Genomic DNA, 15,865 nt, shown 5'->3' with positions numbered 1-15,865 from the left:
TGCTGGGTAACGCTCGCGATGAGGCCGGATTCAGACATCTTCCTGCCGGTTCTGGGCTCGTTGCCGTAACTGCAGTGTTTGCAAGTGCAAGCTGGCTCTAACCAGAAGTTCCTGATCCTGTTCGCGAATGCGGTTAAAAATAAAGGCTATATGGTAATCATCCTCGTCACGCTGACAAGCAATAACTTCCCCAAAGCAGAAAATTGCTGCGGCCTCTTCAGTTAAAAACAATTTGATCTCTGCCCAGGTACCTACGTCTAGTGGGGTCGGGCTGCTTACCACAACACCGCCGCCACCGAACTTAATAGTGGTTCGCCGATATTCTGGTTCATCTTGTTGCTGGAGAATAAATGACATCATCAGATCTATCTTCTTTGACTGATGATTCAGGTATTCCGCCAGAGCACTGGCATGATCGCCCAGATTTCGCAGCGGGCGCAGTGCTGCTGCGTCCAGCTCGGCCATTTCCCCGGCAATTTTAAATGCGTAGGGCATCGCTTCTTCCAAATCGGCCTGGCGAGGCACCGCAGTGTCATCAGGTAACGGTTTAATATTGATTTTCAGGTTATGACGAATGATGAAAAACTCATCAAACTGTGCCTGTTTTTCTTCCAGCGACATCGTATCCATGTTTCTTACCACCAAATTCTTGTGCGCTTAAACGCTTACACGTACTATATCAGCTTATCACAGCGATGGCTGTGTGCCCGATAAATCCTTTGCTGTGCCAATGCGCAGTAACCACCTATCCAACACAGATGAGCGTATGTTTCAGCCCATTTCTGCATTTATCGCCTGGCGTTATTCCAGAGCCGGCAAACACAATAGCTTTGTTGCTTTTATTAACCGTTTTTCTGTGGCCGGTATTGCTCTGGGGTTGATGGCATTAATCGTAGTCGTGTCTGTCATGAATGGCTTGCAGGGTCAGCTTAAGTCCCGGGTTCTGGGACTGTTGCCACACATCGTGGTCAGTCACAGCGACGCGGTGCAGCCCGGGCAACTGGCCGCTTTGCCCGGCGTAGATAAAATCATGCCCTTTACCGAAACCGCAGGGGTGCTGCAGTCACGTAAAGCGTTACGGGGCGTGCAGGTTCAGGGCGTTGTACCGGCTGCCATGCGCGACTCGGTACTGGATCAGCATTTGCAAAACGGGCGCTTAAGCCTGCTTGAGCCAGACAGTTTTAACGTCATTATCAGTCAGTCATTGCGTCAGCAATTACAGGTGAACGTGGGCGATACCCTGCGTGTGCTGGTGGCAGGAGCCAGCGTATACACCCCGTTTGGCCGCTTGCCCAGTCAGAAACTGGTGACCATCGCGGGCGTTCACCAGGTGGGCTCGCGTATAGATGATAGTATCATTTTTATGCACCGGGAGGATGTGGCCCGGCTGCTGCGCCAGCGGGCTGACGCGCCTGCTGACAGCCGCCTGTTTTTAACTGATGCCTTTAACTATCGGGACACAGTATCCCGGCTGGATGAGATGGGACTGTCGAGCACAAACTGGCGGGCCAGACAGGGTACCCTGTTTGATGCTGTACAGATGGAAGGGAATATGATGTTTTTAATGCTGGCGCTGATTATTGCAGTGGCCGCCTTTAACATTGTTTCTGCGCTGGTGATGGTGGTCAGTGAAAAGCAGGGCGACATTGCCATTTTACAAACCCAGGGCCTGAGCCCAGCCGGTATTATGACGATATTTATGTTAAACGGGGTGTTTAACGGTGTGCGCGGTGGGGCCATTGGCCTGGCGCTGGGCTTGTTACTGGCCTTGCAAATGAACAACATTATCGAGCTGTCGGGCATCGAGCTGGCGCTGTCAGCAGACGGCAACGGTATTCCGGTCGATGTGCGCTGGTCTCAGGTCCTGTTCTGTACCCTGTTTTCATTGTCGCTATGTTTTCTGGCCAGTTTGTATCCGGCGTACCGCGCTATGCAGACCACGCCGGCCGCAGCATTACAAAACGACTAGACCAGTCGGTGTAAAAAGCCCTGATTTACCGTGCAAATCAGGGCTGGATTCTCTATAATCGCGGCTTTTACATTTTGCCCCGGTACATCGCATGAAAAAGAATTTTATTACATCCCAGTCGCTTCTTGAGGACTCGTTTCGTCTTGCGGCCAAGGTATACGAAGACGGTTTTCGTCCGGACTTCATCATTGGCATCTGGCGCGGTGGTGCACCTATCGGTATTGCAGTGCAGGAATTTTTTGAATTCAAAAACACCTCTACGGATCACATTGCTGTGCGCACCTCTTCGTATTACGGCATTAACCAGCAGTCCAAAGAGATTCGTGTTCACGGCCTGCATTACCTGGTTGAAAATGCGAACGCCAACGACAAACTATTGATTGTGGATGATGTGTTTGATTCTGGCCGCAGTGTAGATGCGCTGATTAACCAAATTAATAAACTGATGCGTCTTAACATGCCAAAGGACATTCGTATTGCCTGTCCGTGGTACAAGCCACAGAACAATAAAACCGACATCGTACCGGATTACTACATTAACCAGAGTGACGAATGGCTGGTGTTTCCGCATGAAATTGCCGGACTGAGCGAAGAAGAAATCCGCGCCGGTAAAACCGAGTTATCAGGGGTGATGGACGTCTTGTTTAAAGACTGATAAATCCTTTCAAGCCGCCGTCAGGGCGGCTTTTTTATGTCTGTTATTTAAGCCTGGGGGCAAGTGCACTAGCGCTCATCAAAATAAAACCGATCATGAAAGGTATACACCCACTCGGGCCGGTAGAGCACCAATAATGTCATGATAATACCGTTTAGCAGGGCTTCGGGAAAAAATCATCAGCAGAATTATCGGGTAATAGTGATGGATAACGACATCTTCACTGTGCAGGCCCTGGGCGAGGTAAGCCTGACCGGCCAGCAGCATTGATAGCGCAAGGGTAAGCGCACCAGGCAGAAATGCGCATAAAAAGATATAACTGAAAAAATGCCGGGGAAGCCGGTGAAAAGCAACGGCATAGATGAGATAAGTCAGCAAAACCGGCAGCAATACAAAACACAGCCCGTTAATGCCCAGCTGGGCTGGCGGGGTCATCCCCACCACCGCCATCAGCACCAGCACAGCGGTCGCACAATAAAGTGCGAGGCGAAATCCCAGCGTCAGAGTCAGTGCGCTGATGAGTAAAAAATGAATATCCGGGCTGGATGGCAGGCTAAGGCGCAGCCAGTTTATCAGCAGTAAGATGGCAAAGGCATTGAGCAGCGCCCGGGCGCGGTAACTATCCTGGCGCAGTTCGCTGATCAGTTGCGGGCTGAAAGCTGCCGCCACACCACACCCGAACAGGGCGAGTGCCGCCAGCTGCAGCCCGCTCACCAATCAGTCCTGGTACACCGCCCAGATGGGCGCGTGATCAGAAGGCTTTTCTATGCCGCGCAGCTCATAGTCGATGCCGGTTTCGGTCAGGCTTTGATGTAGCCCTGCGGTAGCCAGAATATGGTCAATACGCAGGCCACGATTGTCCAGAAACCCTTTTGAACGATAATCAAACCAGCTGAACTGATCATCGGTATCCGGATGCTGGTCGCGGAAGCTGTCTGTCAGGCCCCACTGGTACAGGGTATCGATCCACTCGCGCTCTTCAGGCAGAAAACTGCACTTGCCGGTACGCAGCCAGCGTTTGCGGTTTTGCTCGCCAATACCAATGTCCAGGTCCTGCGGGGAAATGTTCAGGTCTCCCATAATAACCACATCGTCATCTGAGGTATGGTGGCCGGTTAAATAGCTCATCAGGTCCTGATAAAATTTTCGCTTGGCCGGAAACTTAGTTTCATGTTCACGGTTTTCCCCTTGCGGGAAGTAGCCATTTAGCACCGTCAGCGGCTTTGTGCGCCCGGCAGAAAACGTCATCATGATCATCCGGCGCTGGGCTTCTTCATCATCGGTGGGAAAACCGTATTGCACGCTGTCTGGCTTTTGCCTGGTCAGAAACGCCACGCCGTAATGGCTTTTCTGGCCATGAAAATACACGTGATAGCCCATGTCCTCTATCGCCTCAACCGGAAACTGTTCATTGTGAACTTTGATTTCCTGTAGCCCGATAACATCGGGTTGATGTTTATCAATGATAGCCTGTAACTGGTGAAGCCGGGCGCGAATGCCATTGATATTAAACGAGATAAATTTCATAGATATAGATACTTATAAATGATTGGTTTGGTTAAATTTTTGTAATAGACAAATATCTCAGGCCGGATGCCCGGTAGTTAACGCTACGGCGGTCTCCCTGAGCCCTGTAAACAATAGGTTGGCTGTTGATATACAACGGGTTTGTTGCTTAGTGCAGGTTAATGCCTGCCAGATATCCTGCGCCCTGAATCTGGCCCACTGGCTGCCGCACCGGCCCATTTGCTGGTAATACCGGGTAGGCAGGTGCGCATATTCAGGGTGTTCCAGCCATTTCAGAATTTGTCTGGCACCCATTGACGAACCCATCCAAACATAGCTGCAGGCAGCGGTATCTGAGGGGTGCGCCGGTGACGGCAGGGAAAGAAATCTTGGTAATTGAGTCACACCTCCCATCTCGGCAAGATCCTGTTTTAATGCCTCAATGATGGCCGGGCCGTTGAGCATGTCTTCAATCGTACCGGAAATCGGATTTTTTGCTATATACTGTAAGACAGCATGATGAAAACTCGCTAAAATCATTAAATTATGTTGATAAGCCTGGGTACTGAACTGCGTTTTATCCATCAAAGTATTGAAAGGATAAGTGGCTTCCAGAAGCGTGTGAGACTCACTGGTCCCACGTTTAAGTTCACTTAATAAATTGTTCATGCTGTTTTGTTTGTTGGACCATTAAAACTGACGATCTTTAAGCATTATGTTGTAAAGGTATGCCAATGAAAGATACTGATATTATTCACACTGAGCAAACAGTTGATCTTACTAACTGTGACCGGGAACCCATTCATTTGTTGGGCCGGGTTCAGGCATTTGGCTGCCTGCTTGCTCTGCGGTTTGACTGGATTATTGCGTCCTGCTCGCAAAATACCCAAGACTACTTTAACACTCATGCCGAAGAGATGATGGGAACGCCACTTAGCCAGTGGATAGACCCGCAACTGCTGCATGATATACGTTCAGCGTATCAGTCCTCCAGCATAACCGGTAAAAATGAGCGTTTGTTCAGCCGAATCGTTGAACGCTCGGACAGCCCGGTCGATATTTCGGTGCATCACAATGGTGAGTTTATCATTATTGAACTGGAAATGATCACCGCTGACCGCAGTCCTGAAGAATCCTTTGTCCGTTCCCTGCTCAGCCAGTTTTATCGCGCTGAAGACAGTGCAGAGCTGATAGATGTGACTGCACAGCAAATCCAGCTTATTACCGGCTATGACCGGGTGATGATCTATCGCTTTTTGCCCAATGGCGCCGGAGAGGTTGCCGCAGAGGCAAAAGTGCCGGACATCGAAAGCTTTCTGGGGCTGCATTTTCCGGCCTCTGATATTCCAAAGCAGGCGCGGGCACTGTACAAAAAAAATCTGTTGCGGGTCATTTACGATGTCAATGGTGAGACCCATCCTATCTTGCCGTCGTCAGTGGTAGCAGATAGCCATATTGATTTATCGTTTTCGACCTTACGGGCAGTGTCACCGATTCATCTGGAATACCTGCGCAATATGGGCGTTAATGCATCCTTGTCGGTAAGTTTGATCGTCAATGGCGAGTTGTGGGGGCTCATTGCCTGTCATCACTACAGCCCTAAAGTGCCATCCTATTTCATGCGCACCGAGCTGGAACTGTTTGCTGAAATTTTTGCCCTTGAGCTTTCATCCCGGCTGACCCGGGAGCAGGAAGCCGAGACTAATCGCCTGCGGGATGTGCACGACCACATTATGGCTACCATGGGCAGCCGGGGCACTTTACTGGAACTACTCGAAATGCAGTTTGCCACCATGCGTAAACTCATTGACTGCGACGGGATTGCAGCGGTTGTCGATGGTGAACAGCGAAGCCAGGGGCGCACCTTGCCGGTGGAGCGTATTTCGGACATTCAACGTTACCTTAATCGTCAGGCGTCCAGCGAGGTGCTGACCTGCCAGTGTCTGGCTGATGAAATCAGCGGTTATGATACCAGCGCTTACCATATTGCCGGTGTGCTAGCTATTCCTATCTCCAAAAGTCCCCGGGATTACCTGCTGTTTTATCGCAGTGCCCAGTCACAAACTGTCAATTGGGCCGGCAATCCGGAAAAGCCAGTTGAACTGGGTCCTAACGGCGCCCGGCTGGTGCCCCGATCCAGTTTTGAATTATGGCAACAGATTCATGATGACCGCTGCAAAGAATGGTCCGTACAGGATAAGCGCAGCGGTGAGTCGCTGCGGGTAACCTTGCTTGAAGTGATTATTCGTCACTTTCAGGAACGCGACGATATCCAGCGCCAGGCGTCACGTAAACACGAAGTGCTGATTTCAGAACTGAATCACCGTGTGCGTAATATACTTAATCTGGTTAATGCTATTGTCATGCAAACCGAGCACGGTGACCGGGATGTGGCTGAATTTATCGAAGTGCTGACCGGTCGCCTGATTGCACTTTCGTCCGCCCATGATCAGCTTACAGCATCATCCTGGTCTACTGTGTCATTTCGCCATTTGCTGGATACTGAAATTAAAGCCTACAACGCTGAGCGCGGCCATGTAAAATTGCAGGGTCCGGATGTATCATTGAAACCCGAGGCTACCACCCCCATTGTGCTGGTGATTCATGAACTGTTTACCAATGCCGCCAAATATGGCGCGTTATCAAACTCACAGCAGAATGGCGAGGTCACCATCAGGTGGACAGCCGATGAGCATAAAGGGTTAGTGATTCAGTGGCGTGAAAGCGGGGGACCAGTGGTTCAACCACCCGCCCGGGAAGGCTTTGGTATGACGCTGATTCAAAGTGTGATTCCCCACGAACTGGTGGGCAGTGTGGATGTACAGTTTTTGCCCAGTGGCGTCGAGGCGCAGCTGACTATTCCTGCCCGTTTTCTCAATCAGCGGGAAATACAGTCTATTCACTTTGAAAATAGTGAAGATTCACCAAAGAGTAATCAACTGACACTACCGCAAACCGCTTTAATCGTAGAAGATAGTCTGGTCATTGCGCTGGATCTTAAGAAAAAACTGAAAAATGCGGGTATTGAGACAGTCGGGGTTGCGGGAAATACCAGTAACGGTCGTCAGTATTTATTAAGCAGAAAACCAGAGGTGCTTATCTCTGACATCCATCTTGGAAGTGAGACCGCGATTCCCCTGGTGGAGCAGGCGGTAGATAGTGGCATCCCCTGTATTATCGTCAGTGGTTACGGTGATGAAATGCAACTCCCGGAGACGTTGCAAGATGTTACTGTATTGACCAAACCGGTTTCACATGAAGCGCTGATACAGGCGCTCAGCGACCTAACTGGACAAACAAAGTAAACCAAACAGGTCGCCAGACAATAATAAAAATACGTTAGCAGAACAGAGTGAATTATGAATGTACTGGCTGGTAAGCGGCTACTGATTGTTGAAGACACCACCATTGCCGCGACATTTTTAGCCAGGGAGCTAAAAAATATGCAGGTGGATGTGGTAGGGCTGGCGCGCTCTGCCACCCAGGCGCTGGAGATGACCGATAGGTTCCGGCCCCACCTGATACTCATGGATATTAATCTGGCTGATGGCAGCAGCGGGATTGATGCTGCCGGCCAGATAAGTGAACGTTACGCAATACCTGTGGTGTTCACCACCTCCTATTCGGATGAAGAAACCTTGAGCCGCGCGATGGAAACCTCGCCATACGGTTATGTGGTAAAACCGTTTGACGCCAAAACCATCCGGGTCACCTGTGAAACTGCGCTGCGTCGGTTTGCGCTGGAGCGTCATGCAAAAAGCACTGAGAACCGACTGCTGGCTGCGGTAGAGGGCTCACGCCTGGGCATTGAGGATGTGCATGATGGTGAGGCATCATTTACTTTTGATGGCGCACTGAGTCTGCAGCACCGTTTTGGCGCTTCCACTGAGCTGTTGCTAGCTGATTTTCTGAATCTGTTTGCCGAAAGCGAGCGGGCCGAAGTCGAGCAAAGCCTGCACGCGTCATCGTCGTTACACAAACGCATTGCGGTGGATAACGGAGGGCGCTGGCTGGATATCGTGTTTACCGGTTTGCATATGCAGAACAACACGGTTCATATCGACGCGGTGCTGGATGTGACCGAACACAAGCGGCCTGAAAAAAGTCTCAAGCTGACCTCGGTCATGCAAAAGCATCTGGCTAAAGGGGTCGCGCTGCTTGATAGCGCCGGCAATGTAATCGCCTGTAATCCTGGTTTTCTGGCAGTGCTGGATATGGAGCAATCACAGATAACAGGGAAAAAACTGACCGCATTTCTGGAGCCCAAAAACACTACAAAGCCAACGTTCGGCCAGAATGAAGAATTTAATCAAAAAGTGATATTGGTCAATAAACACGGCGATAAAATTGCGGTCATACTGACGGTAAGCCATTTATCGGCCGGCTCTGCTGAGCAGTTTATTGCCACCGTGACCGATACCCGGGAGCTACTGAAAACAGAACAATCACTGGAAGCATTGGCGTTTACCGATACCCTGACCGGGGTAGGCAATCGTAATTATCTGAAGCTGATGCTTGGCGAGTCGGTTTATCGCAGCGCCATCAATGCACTGGTTTTTATTGATCTTGACGGATTCAAGCAAATTAACGATCAATACGGGCATGATGTGGGAGACGAGGTGTTATGCGAATGTGCCCTGCGCTTAAAACACGCGTTGCGAGAACAGGATACCCTGATTCGTCACGGTGGCGATGAGTTTGTCATCCTGATCCAGCAGACCGAGAATCTGGAGCAGTTAGGCCAGCGTTTATTGCGCTTATTTAAAGACCCGGTTCAGATTCGTCATTTAGAGCTGTTAGTTACCGCCAGTATCGGTATAGCACAAAGTAACAGTGAGTTGTCGAGTAACGATTTACTTCAGCGTGCGGATATTGCCATGTACGAAGCGAAAAAAGGCGGCAAAAACCGCGCTGAACTGTATCAGGAGACCTTCAGCAAGGCGGTGGAATATCGCTTGTTTGTAGAGCAGGGGCTGATGAATGCTATTGTTAACCAGGAGCTGTATTCACTGTATCAGCCGATTGTTGATAATCAGGGCGAGATAGTGGCGCTGGAGGCTCTGTGTCGCTGGCGTAACCATCAGCATGGTGATATCAATCCGGCATCGTTTATTCCCATTGCTGAGGAAACAGGTCTTATCAACGAGCTGGGCCTGAAAATGCTGCGAGAAGTTTGCATTGCCCACAACTTGCTGGCTGAAGCCGGGCTTGGGCACATCCGCATTCATGTCAATGTGTCTATCCTGCAGCTTAATTCCACCTCACTAATAAAACAGTTTATTGAATTTCTCGATGAGTTTGAGGTCAGTCCGGCTGACCTGGTACTGGAAGTGACCGAATCGGCCACCCATGATATTAATACCCGCCGGGTGCTGCGTGAACTCCATGGTATGGGTTTTGTGTTGGCGGTGGATGATTTCGGTTCCGGCTACGCATCGCTGGCCGAGCTGAGTGAACCATACACGCAAATTGTAAAACTGGATAAATCGCTTATTCCCAATGATAACGAACCCGAGCGTAAGCGTATTATCGTTGATTCGCTGGTTCAGTTATGTACCCGTCTGGGTAAGCAGGTGTTACTGGAAGGGATAGAGAATGCGGCCCAGGCCGAATTTGCCCGGTTTGCCGGTTGCGATTTGATGCAGGGGTTTTACTATCATCAGCCAATGTCCATCAACAGTTTGCTCGCCAACCTCAAAATACAGCAGGACAAACAACCTGCCTGAGTCCGGTTACCGGCAGTATCGCTGACGCCTGGACTCGATATACGCAACCGGTGATGCATCGTGATTGATCATCTCCGGCATATCAAATATATCCGGGCAGGGCATAGCCTGAAGCCCCTGAAAAACAACCTGTGGCAGGGGCGCGACCAGGCTGACGGAGCACACATATTTATCCGCTTCACAGGCAATGATGTGACAGGTGTCAGAAGTAATATGCTGACCAACAATGTCAAAAGCGCTCAGTACGTGTTTTGACAGATGGTTTAGTCTGCTGCGAAAATTTTCTGTGCGGGTTGCCATGCTCCAGGGAAAACACAGCTCTGACACATAACCACTGAGACTCTCCAGTGAAGCCTGATTCAGCCATAGTGCAAAATGCCGGTAGTTAATACTGACCAGATCCTGAGAATCATAACCGGCAGGCAGCGCCAGCGCGTTGGCAGGGCTTTGAATAATCACACGGTATCCTGTGGGCTCGGGTTCATATTATGGTTATTGACATACATGGAGATGGGGAAGCGGTCATAAACCTGACTGCCAAAGGCATGGGTTTTGTGAACCACAAACACATTAGCATAGTCCTCGCCAAACTCACTGACAAACACATTCACAAATTCTGCGAGCAGGGCATGAGACTCATTGGCCACCTGTTCTGTCATCGCCATGGCTTTGTCGTGTAACACTTGCATAGAGCTGTTGTATTCGCTTAACAGTGGCTGAATATCAATGCGCTGTGGTGTCTCACTGAGCACCGAGGCACGAAAGTCTGCCGGCCCGCCGATAAAGTCCCGTTCAATAAAGGCTTTAATCTCATATTCACGGTGGCTAACTCCATTCTCCTGCAACAGTATACGGGAGTCGGTTAAAAACGTATGGCAGCTGAGCCCGTAATAGGCTACGTAGTCGTACAGGGCATCGACAAAACGATAGGCAAACGAGCGCTGATACTGAGTGTCCATTGCCTGAGTAAGATCCGCAATTAACTGGCGCTCAGTGGGCAAGCAGCCCTGCACGTGGCGTTTCAACTGACTGGTAAAGATTCTTGCGCTTAATACGTAGTTGTTTATCGACGCGTTCAGACTGGGTTTGAGGTGCTCAATGGCATCCACTTCCCCCTTGGACACATACAGAGCGCCTAACTCCGCCATCTGCTGCTCAATCAGCGCAAAATTAGACATGATGAGCCTGTACTTATGAGAGATCGCAAACACCAGCGATAAACGTTTACGGGCGCGCTTCAGCTCGCGAAACTGCTGCTCGGTGAGCGGCAGTTCTTTTTCATGGTCGTGAGACGTAAGAAAAAACGCAGAATCCATTGATCTACTTTCTATAAAATAATGAGTTAGGGTAACACGACAGGCAAAGAAGGGTAATCAAAAATATTTGTCGGGTCCGCTCTTATTCATGATAAAAAACGATGACAATACCGTATAAGCGGATTGGTTATTTTGGCTGGTGGCCCGTATAATTGCGCGCAACTGAAATAATGTCGATATTGTTGAAAAGAGAGTCAGTGTGTTTCCAGAAACTGTAACCCCATCCCTGAATGAAGCGGTGGTAAAACAAGCCGCATCACTTGAGCCAGAAGAGCGCCAGGCCCTGCTTCTGCAATATGTAAAAAAAGCCGATGCACTGTGGTCGCTGGCCGGAGCAGAAGGTTATGTGATGCTGGAGCCGCAGCAGGATGCAGAAGCATTCTCTGCCTTATTGCCGGTGTGGCCGCATCAGGACCTGGTCGGGTTATGGCAGCGCAGTGATATGCCTGATGCCCGGCCGGTATCAATCAGTCTGACAGATTTTATGCAAACCTGGCTGCCGGGGCTGGCTAAAAATGGCGTGGGTCTGGTTATCTTTCCGGTAGGGGAAGGGCAAAGCGGCATGGTGCTAAGTGCTGAAGAGCTTGAGCAAAGCCTGCTGGAGGAATAATGGCCCACGACCGCTTCCTTCCGCTAGCTTCCAGTGTGTATCGTGCTAAGGGCTGGGATAATGTGACCCGCGCCATCATGCTGGCCGGTAAAGCGCTCACCAGGCCAGATGCGCAGTGGCTAACTGACAATCATCTGGTGGATGGGTGTGAGTCTCAGGTCTGGCTGGTGATAGACAACGGGCACATTGTGGCTTGGTCTGACGCCAAAATTGTTCGTGGTGTTGTGGCGCTTGTGGTGGAAAAAGCAAACACCCTGAATATGGCGGATATGGCCAGTTTTGATTTTGCCACGTATCTGGCCGAGCTGGGGCTGGAAAGACATTTAAGTCAGTCACGGGCCGATGGAATCAATCAGGTTATCCGGCAGCTTAGACACCTGGCCGCCCGACAGCTAGCCTGACCAGGGGCTATATCGCCTGGTCGTAGGGCAGACCGGAAAAAATTTTCTGGAGACAAGCTGAGTCAGCCTCAGCCATATTACACCGGGCTTTCACCATGCTGGACATCAGTGCCACCTGGCTGAGCCGGGCTGTATAGTTATACAGACAGGCATGCGTGTACAGCGCTTCGGTCCAGTGGGCCGGCAAGCGTTCTGTTTTATCCAGAAACAGCTCCACCTGGGTGAGCAGATCAGCATCAGTTTCTCCGGAAAGAGCGGTGATAAACTGCATGCCTTCACTATCTTCGTCGGCCACTCCGTCCCGGCGGTCGGTCTGAATCTCTGCGACCGTTTCGCCTAAAGCATGGCACACTAAATTCATATCAGGTGAGATGGCGGGCACCTGTGCCAGCGCTGACAGGCTGACTACCATTGAAAAGCACGCTGTTAACAGCGCCGTGTAACAAAAGTTGGCTTTCATAATGACCATACTCAAACTATTCATAACAGATATAGCAGAGAACCGGTGCCAATGCTTAGTTTTTTGTGTTTTTTGCTTCAATCCACTGAGACATATACTGATTACTGCGTAAGGTTTCATTCCACAGCAGTTGCTGCATAAACAGTTGGCGCCGGTGTTCAGATAGTGTGCTCATCAGCGCCTCACAGTGGTTCACCAGCGTCTGCTGGTTTTGCGCCGTATTATAGTGGCGATGCAAAATCTGCTGTGCTTTGTCTGCCTGAGCCTGCCATTGTCCGGGGTTTTCATATAAGGCCACACTGTGAGCAACCAGATCATCATCAGTGGTGCATACCGCGCCGGGCCAGTGACAGGCATCAGCAATTCCTTCGGCGCCGACCGGCGTGGTGACGCTTGGCGTTTGGCACTGCATAGCGGTTAACAGCTTACCTTTAACACCGGCACCAAACTGCAAGGGGGCCAGCATTACTTTATGCTGCATGATGCTGGCCCGTGCATCCTGTGCCCAGCCTTCTACCATAAAACCCTGCCTGGGGTTATGCAGGTCGGTGACCTTTTTGGCCGGATAGGCACCATATAAATGCAGGGTGGCATGTTTAAGCTGCCGGCGAATCTGTGGCCAGATAACCTGCTTGAGCTTAAGCGCTGCATCCCAGTTGGGTGCATGCCGGTAATTACCGATAAACACAAAGCCGCTGCGCTGGTTAAAGTCCGGTATGGTCCTGTCGGTGAGGGGGCTAAGCAGCAGCGGGGTTTGTATCAGTTGCTGGACAGGCACATTAAATACGTCGGTTAATAAAGTGTATTCAACGGCAGAGATTATCAGCGTCAGATCGCAGCGTAAGATTGCCGCCATCTCGCGCTGGGTCATGGGATCGTAAAAATCCGGTGTAGCGTCGGTGTGCTGTTTGATTGCCTGCTGCCGGCTATGACGCAAGCTGTGTAAATCCTCGGTATTTAAAATATGCATGGCATCCGGGCAGTTTTTACGTACCCGCCACGAAAACTGCTCTTCAATCATAAAGCGGTCAAACACCACCGCATCTGGCCGCAGCTGAGAAATCAGACTATCAAAGCTGCTGTTATTCAAAGCAATAGGGTAGGCATCGATACCCAGCGCGGCAAGGTCTGCTTTATGGATGCTGTCACTGGCGGCGGTCAGAAAACTGACTGTCCACTGGCGCTGAACAAACGCCAGCAGCAAATTCAGCATATTTTCGCCAGCGGCCGAAGAGGACGGCTCAGGCCACACATAACCAATGACAACCAGATGAGGCTGAGACAAACAACAGTACCTTTTTTAAATCACGCCAGGCGTAGGATGATAGCAAAACAGACTGTATAAGGGCATCGTAAGCAGGCGGTAAAAATCACATTTCACCGCTTTGATGAATTTAGTTACAAAATAGCCACAATTTTTCGCTAGTGATGCATAGCATTCATCATTAAACTAACCTATACCATAGTGTGGGGTGCAAACATCCCGGTTAATGTAGCAATGGCAAACACAAGGCTACCTGAGGAGTTACCATTACATGAATGTTCAGGACCTGGCAGCAGAAGCAGCGGACGTATTTGTGCTTCCCGAAGCTGTTACACGACTCAAAGAGTGCATGGATGATCAGGCGTCAAGTATTGATGATGTCGCGGAAGTTATCTCGTTTGATCCGGGCCTTACTACCCAGCTATTAAAAGTGGCCAATAGTGCGCTGTATCGTTTTCCCAATAAAATAGAAACTATTAGTAAAGCATTACAGGTTGTCGGTACCCGTTCAGCTTATGATCTTGCGCTGGCCTATGGCGTCACGCACGCATTTAGCGATATTGAAGCTAAAAACATCGATCTGGATAAATTCTGGGAGCAAAGTGTCAGTTGTGGCCTGCTGGCAAAATATTTTGCCGAGTACAAGCGTATACGCGAACCAGAGCGTTTGTTTGTGGCCGGCTTACTGCATAATATTGGCGAGCTGGTGGTACTGGCTAAATCGCCGGAAATGGTCAGCCGTTGTCAGGAATTTAATACCCGGGTCAGTCCGGCGGAGCTACAGCATGCGGTACTGGGTTTTACTTACAATGAATTATCTGCGCTGTTGATTGAAAAGTGGGGCATTCCGGCGTCTATTCATAACCCGATAGCTGGATTACATAGAGACAATATTACCGGCGATATGGACAACACCATTATGCAGCTGAGCTATCTGTTGGCGCTGGATAATGTACACCCGGATATTTATCCTGGTTACAGCAACCTGGATGAGTCATTACATCAGGTGCTGGACCTAAGCCGTAATGATTTAGAAGATGCACTGGATGTAACTAATCTGCAGTGCATCAGTGTTATCGGGTTGTTTAACCCCAGCTCCTTTGTGCTGTATTAATCAAATACAGCGACCGTCTGGCGGCTGATCGCCACGACTTCATTATCTTTATCCCAGATGGTGGCTTCGGTATGTCCGTAGCCATCAGCGGCTTGCCGGGTATGTGCCTGGTAAGCAAACCAGTCGGCGCCGGTGACCGGGCGATGAGGATGAATAAATTCAAGGTTCCAGGTAACCGTACTGGCCGGTGCCGGCCACTTCATCATTTGTAATAATGTGGGCGGCCAGGCGTCGATCATGGTGATTAAGTGGGCTTCATTAAACGCTTCCGGTGCTTGGGTAAAGCGCATAAAACCGTGGTAATGGCTGGACTTACGGCCGGTGAAAGGTACCCCGCCATCGACGATAGCCAAGTCGAAGTGACGCAGAAATTTGGGTGTTACCTTGGGAATTTGCGGTATAAATTGCGCTTTTTTGGGCGGCGCCATGGCATGGACCTGATGATTCTCAACCCGGATTTTTGACGTACGGTTGCCGCCAAAACAAGCCTGGCAGGCTACGCAAACCTTACCATCCTGTATCAGTTTACCTTCAAAGTGACTGACATTTTTACCTTCCCGCAATCGGGTCACCTGTATTTCAAACGGAGTATCCAGCGAGGTAGGGCCGACAAAGTTAGTATTAAAAGCGCGCAGAACGCGCTCTTCACCGATAAACCGGCTGATGGCCGAGTACACCATGCCCGCGGTCAGACCACCAAAGGTAGTGCGTCCCTGTCCCCAGTCAGCGGGAACCTGCAAGCCATAAAAAACGCCGCTGTTGTCGCCAGTGTGTTCTACCTCTGGCAAAGAAAGAAGTTCATCAATATGCATAGTTATTCTGGTCAGATGAGTGCGTTATGCTA

At 50.2% G+C, this 15,865-nt stretch carries 16 protein-coding genes; 7 read left to right on the top strand and 9 right to left on the bottom strand.

Annotated features, from left to right (window positions below; all coding sequences use genetic code 11):
* Nucleotides 1–30: 30 nt before the first annotated feature.
* Nucleotides 31–630, bottom strand: coding sequence for a PilZ domain-containing protein (locus tag EZV72_RS10990; protein ID WP_137167295.1), 600 nt, complete (start codon nucleotides 628–630; stop codon nucleotides 31–33).
* Between the two features lie 136 nt (nucleotides 631–766).
* Between EZV72_RS10990 and EZV72_RS10985 the strand changes: the two genes are divergently transcribed.
* Nucleotides 767–1,969 carry a lipoprotein-releasing ABC transporter permease subunit gene (locus EZV72_RS10985; RefSeq protein ID WP_137167294.1) on the top strand — a complete coding sequence of 401 codons (1,203 nt, stop codon included), beginning with the start codon at nucleotides 767–769 and terminating at the stop codon, nucleotides 1,967–1,969.
* Between the two features lie 91 nt (nucleotides 1,970–2,060).
* The gene (locus EZV72_RS10980; protein WP_137167293.1) at nucleotides 2,061–2,624 is read left to right on the top strand and encodes a phosphoribosyltransferase; all 564 of its coding nucleotides are present in this window, start codon (nucleotides 2,061–2,063) and stop codon (nucleotides 2,622–2,624) included.
* Nucleotides 2,625–2,717: 93 nt separating this feature from the next.
* Here EZV72_RS10980 and EZV72_RS10975 read toward each other — a convergent pair whose 3' ends face one another.
* From EZV72_RS10975 to EZV72_RS10965, 3 genes are read right to left on the bottom strand one after another with little or no spacing between them, the layout of a single operon-like run.
* The gene (locus EZV72_RS10975; RefSeq protein WP_175405100.1) at nucleotides 2,718–3,338 is read right to left on the bottom strand and encodes an energy-coupling factor ABC transporter permease; all 621 of its coding nucleotides are present in this window, start codon (nucleotides 3,336–3,338) and stop codon (nucleotides 2,718–2,720) included.
* A gap of 3 nt (nucleotides 3,339–3,341) precedes the next feature.
* Nucleotides 3,342–4,151, bottom strand: coding sequence for an exodeoxyribonuclease III (gene xthA, locus EZV72_RS10970; protein WP_137167291.1), 810 nt, complete (start codon nucleotides 4,149–4,151; stop codon nucleotides 3,342–3,344).
* Nucleotides 4,152–4,208: 57 nt separating this feature from the next.
* Nucleotides 4,209–4,799, bottom strand: a complete 591-nt coding sequence (locus EZV72_RS10965; RefSeq protein ID WP_137167290.1) for a biliverdin-producing heme oxygenase — start codon at nucleotides 4,797–4,799, stop codon at nucleotides 4,209–4,211.
* Between the two features lie 65 nt (nucleotides 4,800–4,864).
* Here EZV72_RS10965 and EZV72_RS10960 point away from each other — a divergent pair, with 65 nt between their 5' ends.
* Both EZV72_RS10960 and EZV72_RS10955 read left to right on the top strand, forming a co-directional pair.
* Nucleotides 4,865–7,435 carry an HWE histidine kinase domain-containing protein gene (locus EZV72_RS10960; protein WP_175405099.1) on the top strand — a complete coding sequence of 857 codons (2,571 nt, stop codon included), beginning with the start codon at nucleotides 4,865–4,867 and terminating at the stop codon, nucleotides 7,433–7,435.
* Between the two features lie 54 nt (nucleotides 7,436–7,489).
* Complete coding sequence (locus EZV72_RS10955; RefSeq protein WP_137167288.1) at nucleotides 7,490–9,856, top strand: two-component system response regulator; 2,367 nt, start codon at nucleotides 7,490–7,492, stop codon at nucleotides 9,854–9,856.
* A 6-nt stretch (nucleotides 9,857–9,862) separates the two neighbouring features.
* On the opposite strand, the gene EZV72_RS10950 is transcribed toward EZV72_RS10955, so the two are convergent.
* Complete coding sequence (locus tag EZV72_RS10950) at nucleotides 9,863–10,315, bottom strand: hypothetical protein (protein ID WP_137167287.1); 453 nt, start codon at nucleotides 10,313–10,315, stop codon at nucleotides 9,863–9,865.
* Entirely contained in the window at nucleotides 10,312–11,172 is an 861-nt protein-coding gene (locus tag EZV72_RS10945; protein ID WP_137167286.1) for a hypothetical protein, read from the bottom strand. The genes EZV72_RS10950 and EZV72_RS10945 overlap by 4 nt, the downstream gene beginning before the upstream one ends.
* A gap of 199 nt (nucleotides 11,173–11,371) precedes the next feature.
* On the opposite strand from EZV72_RS10945, the gene EZV72_RS10940 reads away from it, so the two are divergent.
* Complete coding sequence (locus EZV72_RS10940; RefSeq protein ID WP_175405098.1) at nucleotides 11,372–11,782, top strand: DUF2750 domain-containing protein; 411 nt, start codon at nucleotides 11,372–11,374, stop codon at nucleotides 11,780–11,782.
* Nucleotides 11,782–12,183 carry a SufE family protein gene (locus tag EZV72_RS10935; protein ID WP_137167284.1) on the top strand — a complete coding sequence of 134 codons (402 nt, stop codon included), beginning with the start codon at nucleotides 11,782–11,784 and terminating at the stop codon, nucleotides 12,181–12,183. The genes EZV72_RS10940 and EZV72_RS10935 overlap by 1 nt, the downstream gene beginning before the upstream one ends.
* Before the next feature lie 7 nt (nucleotides 12,184–12,190).
* On the opposite strand, the gene EZV72_RS10930 is transcribed toward EZV72_RS10935, so the two are convergent.
* The gene (locus tag EZV72_RS10930; RefSeq protein ID WP_137167283.1) at nucleotides 12,191–12,643 is read right to left on the bottom strand and encodes a hypothetical protein; all 453 of its coding nucleotides are present in this window, start codon (nucleotides 12,641–12,643) and stop codon (nucleotides 12,191–12,193) included.
* Nucleotides 12,644–12,698: 55 nt separating this feature from the next.
* Nucleotides 12,699–13,928, bottom strand: coding sequence for a glycosyltransferase (locus tag EZV72_RS10925; protein WP_232364407.1), 1,230 nt, complete (start codon nucleotides 13,926–13,928; stop codon nucleotides 12,699–12,701).
* A 250-nt stretch (nucleotides 13,929–14,178) separates the two neighbouring features.
* Here EZV72_RS10925 and EZV72_RS10920 point away from each other — a divergent pair, with 250 nt between their 5' ends.
* Nucleotides 14,179–15,021 (top strand): HDOD domain-containing protein, encoded by an 843-nt coding sequence (locus EZV72_RS10920; RefSeq protein WP_137167282.1) that lies wholly within the window; start codon nucleotides 14,179–14,181, stop codon nucleotides 15,019–15,021.
* On the opposite strand, the gene EZV72_RS10915 is transcribed toward EZV72_RS10920, so the two are convergent.
* Complete coding sequence (locus EZV72_RS10915; RefSeq protein ID WP_137167281.1) at nucleotides 15,018–15,833, bottom strand: acyl-CoA thioesterase; 816 nt, start codon at nucleotides 15,831–15,833, stop codon at nucleotides 15,018–15,020. The two genes, EZV72_RS10920 and EZV72_RS10915, sit on opposite strands and share 4 nt — an antisense overlap.
* Between the last annotated feature and the right edge of the window lie 32 nt (nucleotides 15,834–15,865).

This window comes from Salinimonas lutimaris (genome assembly GCF_005222225.1).
Lineage (GTDB): Bacteria > Pseudomonadota > Gammaproteobacteria > Enterobacterales > Alteromonadaceae > Alteromonas > Alteromonas lutimaris.
Note: the sequence above shows the minus strand (reverse complement) of the source record. Positions and strands in the feature narration are given on the sequence as shown.

What these genes read in the sequence shown, in the direction of transcription:
- EZV72_RS10920 (WP_137167282.1), top strand. Translation starts at nt 14,179, where the DNA reads ATGAATGTTCAGGACCTGGCAGCAGAAGCAGCGGACGTATTTGTGCTT.
- EZV72_RS10960 (WP_175405099.1), top strand. Translation starts at nt 4,865, where the DNA reads ATGAAAGATACTGATATTATTCACACTGAGCAAACAGTTGATCTTACT.
- EZV72_RS10980 (WP_137167293.1), top strand. Translation starts at nt 2,061, where the DNA reads ATGAAAAAGAATTTTATTACATCCCAGTCGCTTCTTGAGGACTCGTTT.
- EZV72_RS10985 (WP_137167294.1), top strand. Translation starts at nt 767, where the DNA reads ATGTTTCAGCCCATTTCTGCATTTATCGCCTGGCGTTATTCCAGAGCC.
- EZV72_RS10930 (WP_137167283.1), bottom strand. Translation starts at nt 12,643, where the DNA reads ATGAAAGCCAACTTTTGTTACACGGCGCTGTTAACAGCGTGCTTTTCA.
- EZV72_RS10915 (WP_137167281.1), bottom strand. Translation starts at nt 15,833, where the DNA reads ATGCATATTGATGAACTTCTTTCTTTGCCAGAGGTAGAACACACTGGC.
- xthA (WP_137167291.1), bottom strand. Translation starts at nt 4,151, where the DNA reads ATGAAATTTATCTCGTTTAATATCAATGGCATTCGCGCCCGGCTTCAC.
- EZV72_RS10990 (WP_137167295.1), bottom strand. Translation starts at nt 630, where the DNA reads ATGGATACGATGTCGCTGGAAGAAAAACAGGCACAGTTTGATGAGTTT.
- EZV72_RS10935 (WP_137167284.1), top strand. Translation starts at nt 11,782, where the DNA reads ATGGCCCACGACCGCTTCCTTCCGCTAGCTTCCAGTGTGTATCGTGCT.
- EZV72_RS10955 (WP_137167288.1), top strand. Translation starts at nt 7,490, where the DNA reads ATGAATGTACTGGCTGGTAAGCGGCTACTGATTGTTGAAGACACCACC.
- EZV72_RS10945 (WP_137167286.1), bottom strand. Translation starts at nt 11,172, where the DNA reads ATGGATTCTGCGTTTTTTCTTACGTCTCACGACCATGAAAAAGAACTG.
- EZV72_RS10965 (WP_137167290.1), bottom strand. Translation starts at nt 4,799, where the DNA reads ATGAACAATTTATTAAGTGAACTTAAACGTGGGACCAGTGAGTCTCAC.